This is a genomic window from Streptomyces sp. NBC_00316 (assembly GCF_036158715.1).
Taxonomy (GTDB): domain Bacteria; phylum Actinomycetota; class Actinomycetes; order Streptomycetales; family Streptomycetaceae; genus Streptomyces.
In genome coordinates this window covers 7,860,885-7,873,835 of record NZ_CP108023.1, presented here as the reverse complement: position 1 = coordinate 7,873,835, position 12,951 = coordinate 7,860,885, and the positions used below count along the sequence as shown (strand labels likewise).

12 protein-coding genes are annotated in these 12,951 nt (G+C 70.1%); 3 read left to right on the top strand and 9 right to left on the bottom strand.

Annotated features, from left to right (window positions below):
* Positions 1–7 precede the first annotated feature (7 nt).
* Together OG878_RS35010 and OG878_RS35005 are read right to left on the bottom strand one after the other, a co-directional pair.
* A complete protein-coding gene (locus tag OG878_RS35010) occupies positions 8–385 on the bottom strand; it encodes an ArsR/SmtB family transcription factor (RefSeq protein WP_328890484.1) in 378 nt (125 codons plus the stop codon).
* A 209-nt stretch (positions 386–594) separates the two neighbouring features.
* A complete protein-coding gene (locus tag OG878_RS35005; protein ID WP_328890483.1) occupies positions 595–1,011 on the bottom strand; it encodes an acyl-CoA thioesterase in 417 nt (138 codons plus the stop codon).
* Positions 1,012–1,325: 314 nt separating this feature from the next.
* Here OG878_RS35005 and OG878_RS35000 point away from each other — a divergent pair, with 314 nt between their 5' ends.
* The 3 genes from OG878_RS35000 (at position 1,326) to OG878_RS34990 (ending at position 6,177) form a co-directional block, all read left to right on the top strand.
* On the top strand, positions 1,326–3,089 hold the full coding sequence (locus OG878_RS35000; protein WP_328890482.1) for a glycoside hydrolase domain-containing protein: 1,764 nt from the start codon (positions 1,326–1,328) through the stop codon (positions 3,087–3,089).
* Between the two features lie 31 nt (positions 3,090–3,120).
* Positions 3,121–4,200 (top strand): C40 family peptidase, encoded by a 1,080-nt coding sequence (locus OG878_RS34995; protein WP_328890481.1) that lies wholly within the window; start codon positions 3,121–3,123, stop codon positions 4,198–4,200.
* Between the two features lie 171 nt (positions 4,201–4,371).
* A complete protein-coding gene (locus OG878_RS34990; RefSeq protein WP_328891483.1) occupies positions 4,372–6,177 on the top strand; it encodes an ABC transporter substrate-binding protein in 1,806 nt (601 codons plus the stop codon).
* Positions 6,178–6,413: 236 nt separating this feature from the next.
* Here OG878_RS34990 and OG878_RS34985 read toward each other — a convergent pair whose 3' ends face one another.
* Genes OG878_RS34985 through OG878_RS34955 form a run of 7 tightly spaced genes read right to left on the bottom strand, consistent with a single transcriptional unit; the run spans position 6,414 to position 12,943 of the window.
* Entirely contained in the window at positions 6,414–7,853 is a 1,440-nt protein-coding gene (locus OG878_RS34985) for an aldehyde dehydrogenase family protein (RefSeq protein WP_328890480.1), read from the bottom strand.
* 35 nt (positions 7,854–7,888) lie between these two features.
* Positions 7,889–8,668 (bottom strand): SDR family oxidoreductase, encoded by a 780-nt coding sequence (locus OG878_RS34980; protein WP_328890479.1) that lies wholly within the window; start codon positions 8,666–8,668, stop codon positions 7,889–7,891.
* Entirely contained in the window at positions 8,668–9,201 is a 534-nt protein-coding gene (locus tag OG878_RS34975; protein ID WP_328890478.1) for a hypothetical protein, read from the bottom strand. The genes OG878_RS34980 and OG878_RS34975 overlap by 1 nt, the downstream gene beginning before the upstream one ends.
* A gap of 5 nt (positions 9,202–9,206) precedes the next feature.
* Entirely contained in the window at positions 9,207–9,560 is a 354-nt protein-coding gene (locus tag OG878_RS34970; protein ID WP_328890477.1) for a dihydrodipicolinate synthase family protein, read from the bottom strand.
* A gap of 13 nt (positions 9,561–9,573) precedes the next feature.
* Positions 9,574–10,371 (bottom strand): enoyl-CoA hydratase-related protein, encoded by a 798-nt coding sequence (locus tag OG878_RS34965; protein WP_328890476.1) that lies wholly within the window; start codon positions 10,369–10,371, stop codon positions 9,574–9,576.
* Positions 10,368–11,555, bottom strand: coding sequence for a CaiB/BaiF CoA transferase family protein (locus OG878_RS34960; protein ID WP_328890475.1), 1,188 nt, complete (start codon positions 11,553–11,555; stop codon positions 10,368–10,370). Before OG878_RS34960 ends, OG878_RS34965 begins: the two co-directional genes overlap by 4 nt.
* Positions 11,552–12,943 carry an FAD-dependent oxidoreductase gene (locus OG878_RS34955; protein ID WP_328890474.1) on the bottom strand — a complete coding sequence of 464 codons (1,392 nt, stop codon included), beginning with the start codon at positions 12,941–12,943 and terminating at the stop codon, positions 11,552–11,554. The genes OG878_RS34960 and OG878_RS34955 overlap by 4 nt, the downstream gene beginning before the upstream one ends.
* Positions 12,944–12,951 lie beyond the last annotated feature (8 nt).

Below are 12,951 nucleotides of genomic sequence, written 5' to 3'. Positions count from 1 at the left end.
CGTCGTGTCAGCCTTCGCCCAGCCGGTCCGCCTGCCGGTTGGCGGCGGCGAGAATGCTGTCGAGCAGCCCGGGGAACAGCGCGTCGAGGTCGTCGCGGCGCAGCCCGTTCATCTTGGAGGTGCCCCGGTAGGTCTGGCTGATGATGCCACTCTCGCGCAGCACCCGGAAGTGGTGCGTGGTCGTGGACTTGGACACCGGAAGCTCGATGCGGGAGCAGGTGAGCTCGTCCTCGGCGGCGGCCAGCTCACGGACCACCCGCAGACGCATCGGGTCGGAGAGCGCGTGGAGCACCGACTCGATCCGGATCTTCTCGCGCGCGGGGTGGGCGAGAATACGGACGCCGGCGCCCGGGGCGGCCGCGCTGGTGGCGGTGGCGTCGGTCACGGTGGCTCCACTTCGTCGCTGCGTCCGGACGGGTCCATGGTACGAGATTCATCGTACTTTGCGGTGCATCGCACCACGGAGGCAGAACGGGACAGGACAGGTGCGGTCCTGGACGCGCGGAGCAGGGAGGGCACCCCGGCAGAGCAGGCGCCGCAGTGTCCCCCGCATCCGCACCGGTCCCCGGCGCCCGCGCGACGCCGGGCCCGCGGTCAGCCGCTGAGCAGGTCCGGATTCTCCGCCAGCGAGGCGAGATGGCCGGCCGGATCGGCGATGAGTCTGCGGGCGGTCAGATCGAGCATGCCCGCCACACCCGTGATCTCCGCCGCCACAGCCCCGTCCTCCTTGATGATCTTCTGTGCGACCTCGAAGGTCTTCCCGCTTCCGTATACGAACTGACAGGTCACCCGGACCCGTTCGCCGCCGCGCAGCTCCCTCAGATACTTCACCGCGACTTCCAGCGCGACCGGGCCCACGCCGCCGGCCAGCAGTTTCTCCTGCGGCAGACCGGCGGCCCGCAGCAACTCCCAGCGGGCGTGCTCGGCGTACTGCAGATAGACGGCCTGGTTCAGATGTCCCTGTGTATCGAGTTCGTAGCCGCGGACCGTCACATCGACAAAAAAGGTCATGACGGCCCAACGCCGTTGCGCATTCCGTCATTCCCCGCGCATTCCCCCGGCGGAAACGACCGGCACCGCCGCACCCGTGACCCGCTCCGCAGGAGCCGGTTGCCGAAGTTCCGTACCGGCCCGAGCCGTTGGCCCGGCTGCCGCTCGCTGTTTGGTTAAAAATTTTCAGGAAGAGGTAGTGCAACGCAACTCAATGACGCGCTACCTTTCGCCTGCCCGGCCTTCGACGGCGTCGCACAACGGTGCTCGACGGCCTCGTAGTCCGGGTGTGAGGTGCACTGTCCTGTCCGTCCCAGAGGCCGACCTGGAGTGTCATGACCCTGCCCAGACCCCCACGAGCACGACTGCGCGCCGCGAGCACGGTGCTCACCGCGCTGGCCGCACTGAGCACCGCCGCACTGAGTACCGCCGCCGCATCACCTGCCGCCGCCGAGGGTGCCAAGGACGTCTCCTACCGCGGCTACCACGTACGCGTGCCCAGCAGTTGGCCGGTCATCGACCTGGCCGCGAACCCCGGCACCTGTGTGCGCTTCGACCGCCACGCGGTCTACCTCGGTCACGCCACCGCGGCCGGCCAGACCACCTGCCCGGCCGGACTGGTGGGCCGCACCGAGGCACTGGTGATCGAACCGCTGGACGCGACGGGCCGGAAGTCGGTGGACGGCTCCACCCGCATCGCGCCCAAGGGATCCGCCAAGGCAGCGGTCCCGCGCACCGCCGCCGCCCCGTCCGGGCGGATACACCAGGCGGTGCCCGCCGCCGGCGTGCTGGTCACCGCCTCGGTGGGCACGGACGATGCCGCCGCGCAGACGATCCTGGACAGCGCCGTCCTGGACACGGACGCCAAGGCCGTCACGCTGTCGGCCGCCCCTTCGGCCCAGGTGGAGGCCGCGTCCGCGGCCTCCGTGGCTCCGCAGCCCGGCACGTACACGGGGCTCGGCTTCGACCCGTGCGCCGCACCGTCCAACGCGCAGATGTCCGCCTGGTCCGCCTCGCCGTTCCGGGCCATCGGGGTGTACATCAGCGGCATCAGCGCGGCCTGCGACCAGCCCAACCTGACCGCACCGTGGATCCAGACGCAGACGTCGGCGGGCTGGCACATCATCCCGATCCACGTCGGTCTCCAGGCGCCGTGCAACACGTTCAGCCACAAGGTGTCGTACACGCTGTCCACCGCCGCGAGCCAGGGCCGCTCCGAGGCCCAGGAGTCCCTCGCCGCCGCAGCGGCGCTCGGGCTGCCGCAGGGCAGCGTGCTGTACAACGACATGGAGGCGTACGACCAGAACAACGCCGCCTGCAGTGACGCGGTGATGACGTTCCTCAGCGCGTGGACCGAGGAACTGCACACCAACGGCTACCTCTCCGGCGTCTACTCCTCCGCCGGCTCCGGCATGGTGGACCTGGCCGGGGAGTACACCACCGGCACCTACACGCTGCCGGACCACATCTGGTTCGCCCGCTGGAACAGCGCGGCCGACACCGACGCCAAGCCGTACGTGCCGGACGACTACTGGGCCGACCACCAGCGCATCCACCAGCTCACCGGGGACACCGACGAGACCTGGGGCGGCGTGACCATCAACATCGACCGGGACTACCTGGACGTGGGCACGGGGCCGTTCGGCAACTCCTGCTCCGCCAACCTGGACTTCTCGCTGTACGGCTCGATCTCGGCCGGTTCCTCCGGCGGCACGGTCAGCGCGGCCCAGTGCCTGCTGCAGCGCCAGGGCTACTACAGCGGCGCGGTGGACGGGGCGTTCGGCGCCGGCACGACCACCGCCGTCCAGGCGTTCCAGAGTGCCAAGGCTCTGCCGGTCACCGGCACCGTGGACTCCCACACCTGGACCGCCCTGCTGTCCGCGGGCACCCGGCCGACACTCCAGTCCGGTGCCACCGGAACGGACGTCAAGCGTCTTCAGCGGGCGCTGATCGCGGCCCGCGGCCAGACGCTCTCCATCGACGGCGACTTCGGCCCCGCGACCACCACGGCCGTCAAGGCGTACCAGACCTCCCAGGGCCTCACCGCCGACGGCATCGTCGGCAGTCTGACCTGGACCGCCCTGCAAGCCGGCAAGTGACCCCCACCCCATGACGATTCACAGGAGAACCATGTCTGCGTACGGAGTTCGCCGGCGGGCAGGCCGCGGTCTGGCGGTCGCGGTCGCGGCCGGACTGCTCGCGCTGAGCGCCGCCGCCCCCGCGGCGGCGGCCACCGCACCCGCACGGACCAATCTGCTCTCCTCCGACTGCCCGAGCACCATCAAGCAGGGGCAGGCGAGCGGGTGTGTGACGGAGCTTCAGACGCTTCTGAACTTCGGTGGGGCCACGCTGACCGTCGACGGAGACTTCGGCCCGGCGACCACCGCGGCGGTCCAGGCGTACCAGACGTCCCACGGGCTCACCTCGGACGGTCTGGTCGGCCCGGCGACCAAGGCCTCGCTGTACTACGAGGACCCGGCGGTGGCGATCGACCTGCGTTCGCTGCGCTGCCCGGCGGACCTGGAACCGAACGAGAACGACGGCTGTGTCACCGAGCTGCAGAACAAGCTCAACGCGCACGGGGCCGCGCTGACCGTGGACCATGTCCTCGGCACCGCCACCACGAACGCCGTGAGCACCTACCAGTCCTCGGTGGGGCTGCCGTCCACCGGGGAAGTGAACCCGGCCACCAAGGCGAAGCTGTACGGCGACCCGGCGCCGCAGCAGCCGGCGGACCTCGGCGCGGGGCGCTATGCCGCCGTCGTGAGCTTCGCCCAGGAGGCCACCGGCCAGAACATCCAGTACGTCTGGGGCGGCGGCCACGAGACGGACTTCGGCCCGTCGATCGGCATCTGCGACGACTACTCGGGCTCGATCACGCCGTGCCCGGCGGACAAGGAGGTGGGCCTGGACTGCTCGGGCTTCACCCGCTGGCTGTACTGGCGGGCGGGGGCCGGGAACATCGGCCAGACCACCCGGGACCAGGTGGTCAACCCGCGCCTCGCGCAGGTGACCGCGGCCACGGCGGTCCCGGGCGACCTGGTGTACTTCGGCGGCACGCCGTCGACCGTGCACCACGTCGGCGTCTACATCGGCAAGGTGGACGGGGTGGCGATGATGATCAACGCCTCGCACACCGGCACGTACGTCCGGCAGGACACCGTCGCGTCGCACACGGACCTGCTCGGGTACTACCACCTCACCGACTGACGCGCGGCGAGTGACGGTGGTCGGCTCCGCGCCGCGGAGCCGACCACCGAATCTTTGTAACTTTTCGACGTCAAAGCTGAGTGTGGCGAATTTTACTTACTAAGGTGCCGCCAGGCGCGCCGCCACATCGACCTCCACCGCTCACATACAAGGGAGTTGTCCCCGTTGAACGTGCGCATACTTCGCAGAACCGCTGCGACCCTCGCCGCGCTGGCCCTGCCGCTCGTCGCGCTGCCCACACCGGCGGCCGCATCCGGCGACACCACCCTCCGCGTGACCATGGACACCTCCGGAGTGGACACACTCAACCCGTTCCTTGCGTACTTCGACGGCGCTCTGGACATCTTCGGCCAGGTCTATCCCTCGCTGAACTCACTCAAGCCGGACGGCAGCGCGACTCCGTACCTCGCCGACTCCTGGACCACCTCCGCCGACAAGCTGAGCTGGACCTTCAAGATCCACAAGGGTCTGAAGTGGTCCGACGGCCAGCCGATCACGGCCGAGGACGCCGCCTGGACGCTGAACCTGATCATGACGAACGAGACCGCGGCCACCGCCAACGGTTCGCTGGTCCGCAACTTCGCCAAGGTCGAGGCGACCGATGCGAACACCCTGGTGATCACCACCAAGGCCCCGCAGTCGAACATGCTGTACGTCTCCACCCCCAGCAGCATCCCGATCGTGCCCAAGCACATCTGGGAGAAGCACACCGGCGACCTGAAGAACTTCAAGAACAACAGTTTCCCGCTGGTCGGTTACGGCCCCTGGAAGCTCGTCACGTACAAGACCGAGCAGTACGCCAAGCTGGACGCCAACAAGGACTTCTTCCTCGGCGCCCCCAAGTACGACCACCTGCTCGAGCAGCAGTACAAGACCACCGACGCCGCGGTGGCCGCCCTGCGCAGCGGTCAGATCGACTACGTCACCTCGATGAACTCCACGCAGTTCAAGGCTCTGCAGAGCGAGAAGGACGTCACGGCTTTCCAGACGCCCGGCCACCACTGGACCGCCATCGAGATCAACGCCGGGGCGAAGACCCGTAACGAGAAGCCGATCGGAACGGCGAACCCCGTGCTCGCCGACCAGGCCGTGCGCACCGCCATCGCCTACGCCACGGACAAGAAGACCCTGGTCAAGAAGGTCCTCAACGACCTCGGCGCACCCGGCGTGGGTTATCTTCCGCCCGCCTGGAGCCAGTGGGCGTGGACGCCCGAGGCCGGCAAGGCGGTGGACTTCGATCTCGCCAAGGCCAACGCGCTGCTGGACGAGGCCGGTTACAAGAAGGGCAAGGACGGGGTGCGAACGGCCCCGAAGTCCGGCAAGAAGCTGAATCTGCGCCTGGGTATCCACTCCGACAGCACCGGCGACGCGCAGATCTCGTCCTACGTCAAGGGCTGGCTCAAGGACATCGGCATCGAGGTGACCATCCAGCCGTTCGGCATGACCAAGCTCAACGACAACCTCGCCAAGGGCGACTGGGACATGCTGATGGACAGCTGGGGCACCGGCCCCGACCCGAGCTACATGCTCGGCATCCAGACGTGCGACACCCGCCCGCAGGACGACGGCACCAGCGGCTCCACCGATGCCTTCCACTGCGACAAGGAGTACGACAAGCTCTTCCAGGAGCAGATCCAGGCCTTCGATCCGGCCGAGCGCGCGCGGATCGTCGGCGAGATGCAGGACATCCTCTACCGGCACAACCAGGACATGATCCTGTACTACGACAACGGCCTCGCCGCGGCGCGCACCGACACCGTCAAGGGCCTCGTCTCCGGCAAGGCGGACGCGGCAGGCGTGATGCCCACCCAGCTGGCCTTCTGGAACTACATCAAGGCAGCCCCGGCCACCGAGAGCGCCGAGTCCTCCATGTCCACCGGAACCCTGGCAGCCGGTGTCGGCGGTGTGGCACTGATCGGTGTCATCGGAGTGCTGGCCCTCCGCCGCCGCAAGGCGAACGCGGGCGACCGCGAGTAGTTCGCACGTCACAACAGGAGCGCCCCGTGCCTCTCTCGTTCGAGAGGGGTACGGGGCGTTCGGCGTACGGCCCGGTCGGGAGACCGTCCACCGGAAGCAGCCCGAAGCCGTTCGGCACCAAAGGCGCCACCGGTGTCGGCACTCCGCTCGAACGACTGAACCGCTGCGGCTGCCGGGCCCTCCAGGAGGTTCCGGCAGCCGCAGCGGTCCGCGATGGTGAGCGACTCGTCAGGGGCTCAGTCGTCCCAGCCCAGGTAGACGGACTTGGACCAGGAGTAGAACTCGGTGGCCGTTGTGCCCTGTTCGCGGAAGGTGTTGCTGGACGAATCCTTCACACCTCCGAAGGGCACGTTCAGGTCCAGTCCGGTCGTGGGGCGGTTGACCTTGATCACGCCGGCCCGCACCCCCGCGGCGAACCGCTGGGCGAGGGCGAGGCTTCGGGTGCACACGCCTGCGGCCAGCCCGTACCGGGAGTCGTTGACCAGCTCGATCGCGTCGTCGAGATCCTCGGCGACGAGCACGGCCACCACGGGGCCGAAGATCTCGTCACGCGCGACGGCGCTGTCCCGGGCGACACCGGTGAGCACGGTGGGTGCCAGCATCAGGCCCTGAGAGGCGCCACCCCCGGCTTCGATGGTCGCGCCCTCGTCCCTGGCCCGCCGGATCGCCGCCGCGATACCGGTGAGTTGCTGTTCGCTGACCACCGGGCCCATCAACGTGCCCTCGGCCAGACCGTTGCCCGGACGGTAGCGCTCCGCCTGCTTGGTGAGCGCCGCGACGAACGCCTCGTACACGCCCGGGGTGCAGATGACGCGGGAGGACGCGGTGCAGGCCTGTCCGGTGAGGGCGAAACCGCCGGCCGCGGCGATCTGTGCGGCCTGCTCGACGTCCGCGTCGTCGAGCACCACCAAGGCGTTCTTGCCGCCCATCTCGACCTGCACCCGGCCGCGCCGCTCGTGAACGGCGCGCTCGATGTGCATGCCCACCGTCGTGGACCCGGTGAACGACACCGCCGCCACGCGGGGGTCGGTCACCAGCGCTGCACCGACGACCGGTCCGGCGCCGTGCACCACGTTCAGCACGCCGGGCGGAAGACCCGCCTGCACCAGGGCGTCGGCAAGGTGACGGGTCGACACCGGGGTGAGCTCGGCGGGCTTGAGCACCACCGCGTTCCCCGCGATCAGGGCCGGCGCCGTCTTCCAGGCCGGGATGGCGATCGGGAAGTTCCACGGGGTGATCAGTCCGACCACGCCCATCGCCTCGCGGCGGGTGTGGACCAGGGTGTCGGGCTGCGAGCTCGGCAGCGTCCCGCCGCCGAGCCGCCAGCCCTCGGAGCCGAAGAAGCGGAACACGTCGATCGCCCGGCGGACTTCGCCCCGGGCCTCGGCCAGGGTCTTGCCCTCCTCCCGCACCAGGTCTCGGGCGATCTCCTCGTGACGGCCGCGGAGAATCTCCGCCGCGTCCATCAGGATGGCGCCGCGAGCGGGTGCGGTCATTGCCGCCCAGCCCGGCTGGGCCCCGCGGGCCGCCGTGACCGCGGCGTCCACGGCATCCGCGCCGGAGGCCGGCGAGACGGACACCAGGTCGGACGGGTCCGCGGGGTTGCGACGTTCGTGACCCTCACCGGGGATGTCCCTGCCCCCGATGAGGTTGCTGATCCGATGCACTGTGTTCATGAATGGTGGTCCTTCATCGGGTGGATTCCGGCCGGTCACAGGCTGCGGACGAGGCCGCCGTCGCACCGGAGTGCTGTTCCTGTGATGTACGAGGCGGGCGCGCTGCACAGGAAGGCCGCTGCTGCGGCGAACTCCTCCGGCGTGCCGTACCGCCCGGCCGGGATGGCGGTCCGGGAGCCGGCGGCGACCTCGGCAACCGGACGCTGCTCCCGCTCGGCGCGCGCGGCGTCGAGCTGTGCGACCCGGTCGGTAGCGATCCGGCCGGGCAGCAGCAGGTTGACGGTGACTCCGTCGCGGGCGACCTCGGTGGCGAGGGTCTTGAGGTAGGCCGCGAGGGCGGCCCGGCCGGCGTTGGAGAGGACCAGGCCGGCCAGCGGTTCGGCGACACCGCTGGAGCCGATGGCGACGATCCGCCCCCAGCCGCGCTCCCGCATACCGGGCAGAACCTGTGCCACCAGGCGTTGCTGGGCCAGCAGGAGCGAGTCCACGGCCGTTCCGAGGTGATGCCCGGCGCCGTCGAGGTCGACGGCGCGGCCGGGCTTCGGGCCCGGTCCGTTGAGCACGAGGATGTCCGGGTCGCCGTAGGCCGCGCGGGCGGCCTCGATCAGTTCACGCGGCCCGTCCGGTGCCGTGAGGTCGGCCTGGACACCCACGGCTTCGGGCAGGCCGGCGGCGATCTTCTCCGCCAGGTCACCGCGCCGTCCGGCGACGACGACAGCGGCCCCCTCGGCCGCGAGCGCCTCGGCCACCGCGCGGCCGAGGCCGCCGGTGGAGGCGGCGACGACAGCGGTACGTCCGCGGATTCCGAGATCCATCACCGCACCTCCTTCTGCAGAGCGGCCAGGGCGGCCTCCAGATGCCGCTCCAGTTGCAGGACCAGCGACTGCGGCATGGCGGCGGCCGGCGGCCTCACACTGGACTCCTCGACGAGCCGGCGGCGCCGGATCGCCTCCTTGCGGACAGCCAGTCCGATTCCCGCCTGGGCCTCGAAGTTGACCAGCGGCAGATACGGCAGGTACGCCTCGCGGGCGGCGTCGTAACCGCCGCTGCGCCAGGCGTCGACACAGGCGACCAGGCCCTCCGGGCAGGAGAAACCGGTCATCGCGCCGGCGGCCCCGGCCGCCAGCTCGTCCAGCAGACCCAGCCCGCCGAGGCCCCCGAAGACGGGAACGCCGAGCTGGGCCGTCAGGACCGCGACGGCCGCCGGGGTCGGCGGGGCCTCGGCCTTCACGCCGACTGCCGAGGGCACTGCCTGCACGGCGCGGACCAGGTCGGACGTACGGATGGCGACCTTGCTGGCCTCCGGGTAGTCCTGGACGACGATGCCGGCGCCGGTGGCGTCGTGCACGGCGTTCAGGTGCGCGGGTCCGGGGAGTTGACCTGGACCATGAGTCCGGCGAGGCGGTCCCCGACCACCTCCCGTACCAGCCGGGCCTCCTCGATCACCGGTGCCGTGGCGAGTCCGGTGACGCCGACGACGAGCGGCAGTTCCACGGATGCGGCGACCACCTCGAGCACCGTGCGGCGCTCCTCGGCGGACAGCCTGGCGGCCTCGCCGAAGACGCCGAGCACGGTCAGGCCGGTGACACCGATCCCCTCGTAGTGCTTCACCAGCCGGGACAGGCTGCTCCCGTCGACCTCCAGAGACGGGCCGAGGAACGGTGTGGCGACCACTCCCCAGACGCCGGAGGACAGATTGCCGACCATGAGTTGCTCTCCTTCACCGGCCCGGCCACACGGCCGCGCGCTTCTCCTGGAAGGCGAGCACGCCCTCCTTGCCGTCCTCGCTGTCGAGCGCCTCGGTGAGGGCGGGCAGCCGCATCGCGTGGGCGTCCCGCGCCGACAGGTGCTCGGTGCGCTGCACCATCTGCTTGATGGCGCGGAGCGAGGTGGGGGCGCAGGCGAGGATGTCGGCGACCCAGCGGTCGACGGCCTCGTCCAGCTCCTCGGCCGGTACGACCTCGTTGACCAGCCCCATCCGGTGCAGTTCGGTGGCGGGCACTTTGCGACCGGTGAGCAGCAGCCCCATGGCCTGGGTGTGCGGCAGTCGGCGGACGAGCCGGAAGACGCCGCCGTCGAGCGGGATCCGCCCGACCCGCGGCTCGGTGAGGCCGAACCGGGCGCTCTCGGCGGCCACGACGATGTCGCAGCCGAGCACCATCTCCATACCGCCACCGAGCGCATAGCCGTTGACCCGGGCGATGACCGGGACGTCGAGGGTGGTGCGCAGGCTCAGGCCGCCGTAGCCGTTGGGGTCGAGGTCGGCCCAGTACTGCAGGCCGGTCTTGTCGACCGCGTCGGCGGACATGTCGGCGCCGACACAGAACGCCCGGTCGCCGTCGCCGGTGACCACGACGACGCGGACCTCACGGTCGGCCTCGATCTCGGCCCAGATCTCGTTCAGCCGGGCCAGCGTCTTCGCGTCGACGGCGTTGAGCACCTTGGGGCGGCTGATGGTGACCCGGGCGACGTGCCCGTCGCGCTCGTAGCGCACCTCGTCGGTGTTCACGTCGCTCATCGCAGGACGCCCTTCTCGCGCAGTACGGCTATCTGCTGCGTGTCGTAGCCGAGTTCGCCGAGGATCTCCTCGCCGTGCTCGCCCAGCTGCGGCGGCACCCGGCGGACCGTGGCCGCGCCCTCGGACAGGTGGATGGGCGCATTGAGCGCGCGGATGCGGCCCGCGACCGGGTGGTCCATCTCGACGATCATGTTGTTGACCGCGGTCTGTTCGTCGTCCAGCGTCTGCTCCAGACTGCGCACCGGGGCACAGAGGATGTCCTCCTCCTCCAGGCGCTTGACCCAGTAGTCGGTGGAGTTGCCGGCGACTGCCGTGGCGAAGATGCGTTGCAGCTCGGGCCGGTGGGCGAACTGATCCTCCAGGGTGGAGAACTCGGCGCGCTCGCTCAGGTCCTCGTCGAGCTCCAGGGCGCGGCTGATGTGATGGAGCGGGTTGGCCTTGAAGCCACCGACCATGATCAACGCACCGTCGGTGGTGGGAAGGACCGCGGTGAGCGGCATGGCGGCCCAGTTGATCTCGGATCCGCGGTTGAGCTGCTGGCACGCCTCCTGCATCTGCATGTGGAGCATGGAGTCGTACATCGACACCTCGACCTTCTGCCCCTCGCCCGTCCGGTCGCGATGCAGCAGTGCGAGCAGGATGCCCTGGAGCAGGTGCATCCCGGTGGTGTAATCGCACAGGGTGGTCGGGTAGAGCGTGACGGGGTCGTCTTCGGCGACCCTGCGCCACATCACACCGCTGTACGCCTGGGCGATGGCGTCCTGGCCGCCCTTGTGCGCGTACGGCCCCGAGGTGCCGAAGCCGGTTCCGGACGCCCAGATGATCCGCGGGCTCAGTTCCCGGAGCGCCTCGTAACCGAGGCCGAGACGCTCCATGACACCGGCACGGAAGTTGCTGACCACGACATCGGCGCCGCGCACCAGTTCCTGGACGGCCTTGAGGCCTTCCTCGGTGCGGGTGTCGATGCTGATGCTCCGCTTGTTCCGGTTGATCGACAGGAAGATGGGGTTGTCCAGGCCCGCCGGGTCCGGAATCGAGGTACGGGCGATGTCGCCCGTACCGGGCCGCTCCACCTTGATGACATCGGCGCCGTAGTCGCCGAGCAGCTGCGTGCACGACGGGCCCATGAAGACCTGGGTGAAGTCGACGACGGTGATACCGCTCAGCGGCTGTACGGTGCTCATGCGCCGGCCTCCGTGGTCGCGTCGACGGTGGCGTTCTCGGCGGGGACGTCGCCCGGGTCGGCGCCCTGGTCGCGCATCCGGCTCTGGATGACGGCCGGGTCGACGTCCCGTACCAGCACGCCCTGCTCGACCGCGGTCGCCGCGGCGATACCGGCGGCCTGGCCCATGGCCATGCAGGGCGGAATCTCGCGCGAGATGCGCTGTGCCTCGGGAGTGGCCGAGTAGTGGCGGCCCGCGACCAGCAACTGGTCGACACCGCGCGGCAGGAGCGAACGGTACGGCGTGTAGTAGTCACGGCCGCGCGAGACGCTGTCGGCGAAGTGGCGACGGGAGGTGACGTCGTCCTTGGTGACGACGTACTCGCCCTGCAGCAGACGGGTCTGGCGGACACCCATCTGCTCGGCGACGTCGAGCAGATACGCACTCTCGAAGCCCGGCAGGTCCGACCTGATGTGGTCGAGCACGTTGCCGATACGGTTCCGCGCCTCGAACTCGGCCTCGGTGAGCGACTCCGGGTCGGTGCCGTCGAAGCCGGTCATGTGCGGCGCGTTGCACCACACCACGCCGGGTACGGGCGTCTTGAGCCACCACAGCTCCCAGGCCCCGCCGAGCAGCCGCTTGATCTTGCGGTTGATCGCACGGGCCTCCCGCGGGTTCTCCTGCTCGAAGCGCTCCGCGGCCGCGGTGTCCACGCCGCCGAGCCGGAACACCAGGGTGACGAGGTAGTTGTCCTTGTCGTACGTGGCGCCGGCGCGGGAGGCCACGTCGATGTCGCCGGTGGTGTCGATGACGACATCGCCCATGACCGCCTGCGGACCGGACTTGGTCTCGCAGACGACGCCCTTGACCGCGCCGTCCTGGACGATCGGCCGTGAGAACCAGCTGTGCAGCCGGAGGTCGACCCCGCTCTCGCGGACGAGGTCGTTGGACACGCGCTTCCAGCCGTCGGGGTCGAAGGCGACCGCGTAGCAGATCGGCTTGGGGCTGGTGTGGGAGTGGAAGTCGAATGCCCCCCAGCGACCCCACTTGTTCCACATCTCCTGGGAGGAGACGCGCTCCTCGGCCGGCGGGTAGACCGCGAGTCCCAGCTTCGCCATCCGCTCGACGTACTCGTCGACGATGCCGGTGACCGTGATCTCGTCGCCGTTGATCATGTCGTCCAGGACGAGGACCATGCCGCCGGAGGCGAGTCCGCCGAGCGCCGAGTAGCGCTCCAGCAGCGTCACGCTCGCCCCGCTGCGGGCGGCGGAGACCGCGGCGCTCACACCGGCGGGGCCTCCGCCGACCACGACCACGTCCGAGCGCCGGACGACCGGCGCCTCGATGGCGTCAAGTGTGACGGAGGGTCCGTGGACAGGTGCGCCGGACGGCGCGGCTGTTGTGGACATGGTGGGAC